2 protein-coding genes are annotated in these 2,217 nt (G+C 25.5%); both read left to right on the forward strand.

The features are described 5' to 3' along the window. A partial coding sequence (locus tag VLM92_RS17340; protein WP_414708150.1) for an alpha/beta fold hydrolase occupies positions 1–142 on the forward strand: 142 nt, incomplete at its 5' end. Positions 143–373: 231 nt separating this feature from the next. Further along, positions 374–2,083: an ABC transporter ATP-binding protein gene (locus VLM92_RS08270; RefSeq protein WP_325275866.1), complete on the forward strand. Its 1,710-nt coding sequence runs from the start codon at positions 374–376 to the stop codon at positions 2,081–2,083. The last annotated feature ends 134 nt before the right edge of the window (positions 2,084–2,217 follow it).

The raw sequence follows: 2,217 nt of genomic DNA on the forward strand, positions 1-2,217 counted from the left end.
ACCATATATTGCAAAAACTATGTATGACAGAATTTCTAATAGCAAATGGGAACTATTTGAATATTCAAGACACATGCCGTTTGTTGAAGAAAATGATAAATATATAGAAGTTCTAACTAAATGGTTAGATGAAAATGATTAAAATTATATAAATTCAAATAAAGAAAGAGATTAAGCAATGTATGTTTAATCTCTTTTTTAAATTAGTTTAATAGATAATGGACATAACATACAAGGTTGCATTCATTTCCCCAACTAAGCAAGATGTGCGTATTTAAAAAAAATGACTAGTTTATATATAATTATAGTATAATAAAAGATTATTATATAAAGACGAAAAAATTAATAGTTACAACGGGAGGGGATTTAGACAATGAAGATGTTGTGGAAGTATGTACTAAAATATAAGGTACAATTTATAGCTAGAATAGTAACAGTTTCCTTAGTAGCACTAGCAAGCATATGCTTCGATTTTATGATGGGGTTTATAATAGATACATTTGCAAGTGGACAAGAAGATAAGTTCTTACCTATATTAATTATGACTATTTCACTTATATTCATAATGTTCTTAGTAGAGTACATAGATGGATTAGTTATGTCTAATTATGTAAAAAATACTATAAATTATTTAAGGACAGATATATTTTCTAAAATAATGGACAAAGATATAAAAGATTTTTCACTAGATAATAGTGGTAGATACATATCCATATTGTATAATGATATTAAATTAATAGAAGATAGCTTTTTAAATAATATATTTCAAGTCATATCATCTCTATTATCCTTTGTGATATCTTTAGTAGTATTATTTACTATAAGTCCACTTATAGTAATAGTTATATGTGTATTTGGAATATTAGGATTTATAATACCTAATGCGCTTTCTAAAAAGTTGGTAATACAAAAAAATAATTATTCTACAAATCTAGAAGAAATAACGTCTGTAACTAAAGATTTATTCTCGGGGTTTGAGGTGATTAAAGGATTTAACATAAGTAATAAGATAAATAATATTTTTAGAAATAGTTCTAATAGAGTAGAAGCATCAAAGAGAAAATGTTCTATATTAGAGTCAATAGTAAGAGGTTTTTCATTATCTTTTAGTGTAACTATTTACCTAGGGGTATTAATATTAGGTGGATACTTAATGTACAAGGGTAATATATCGGTAGGTACTGCAATAATAATAATACAACTTAGTACGCATATAGTGGCACCAGTGAAGACTAGTATATCTTTAATTAATCAAATTAAATCAGTTTCTCTTATAGCTAATAAAATTGAAAATATATTAGAGGTATCTAATGATGATTTTGAGGAAGTTAGACTTAAAAATTTTGAAAAAGCTATTGAAGTTAAAGATTTAAGTTTTGCTTATAATGATGAACGAAAAGCATTAGGTAATGTAAACTTAACTTTTGAGAAAAATAAGAAGTATGCTATAGTTGGAGAAAGTGGATGCGGAAAGAGTACTTTAATAAAGTTACTTATGAGATATTACAATGATTATGATGGAAGCATAAGTATAGATGATAATGATTTAAAGTCTATATATAGTTCTGATTTATACAAAAATATGTCTATGATACAGCAAAATGTGTTTATGTTTGATGAATCTATAAAAGAAAATATAAAATTATTCTCTAATCATAGTGATGAGACAGTTTTAAAAACTTGTGAAAGAGCAGGTATTTCGGGGCTTATAAGTAGATTACCAAATGGAATAAATTCTTTAGTTGGTGAAAATGGTAATAAGTTATCTGGTGGAGAAAAGCAAAGAATTGCAATAGCTAGATCCCTTATAAATGATACTAAAGTACTTATACTGGATGAATCTACATCAGCTCTTGATAATGAAACAGCTTATAACTTAGAAAGTTCTTTACTTGCACTAGATGATTTAACGTTAATTGTTGTAACTCATAAACTTATAAAAAATATTCTAATAAATTATGATGAAATTATTGTTATGAAAGGCGGAGTTGTAATTGAGAAAGGATCTTTTGATTATTTAATTTCTTTAAAAGGTTATTTCTACAGTTTATATTATATCCAAAGCGATCATCTCCACCATTAAAATCTACGAAAAACATATTGATAATACAATTAAAACTGTACATGAAATAAAAGCAACCTTTTTATGTATAGAAAATATAAATAATGCCAAGTTAAAGTATAGTATTTTTCTATACATGTTGGATATTTGTAATA

Source organism: Romboutsia sp. (assembly GCF_035470145.1).
Taxonomy (GTDB): domain Bacteria; phylum Bacillota; class Clostridia; order Peptostreptococcales; family Peptostreptococcaceae; genus Romboutsia_D.

What these genes read in the sequence shown, in the direction of transcription:
- VLM92_RS08270 (WP_325275866.1), top strand. Translation starts at nt 374, where the DNA reads ATGAAGATGTTGTGGAAGTATGTACTAAAATATAAGGTACAATTTATA.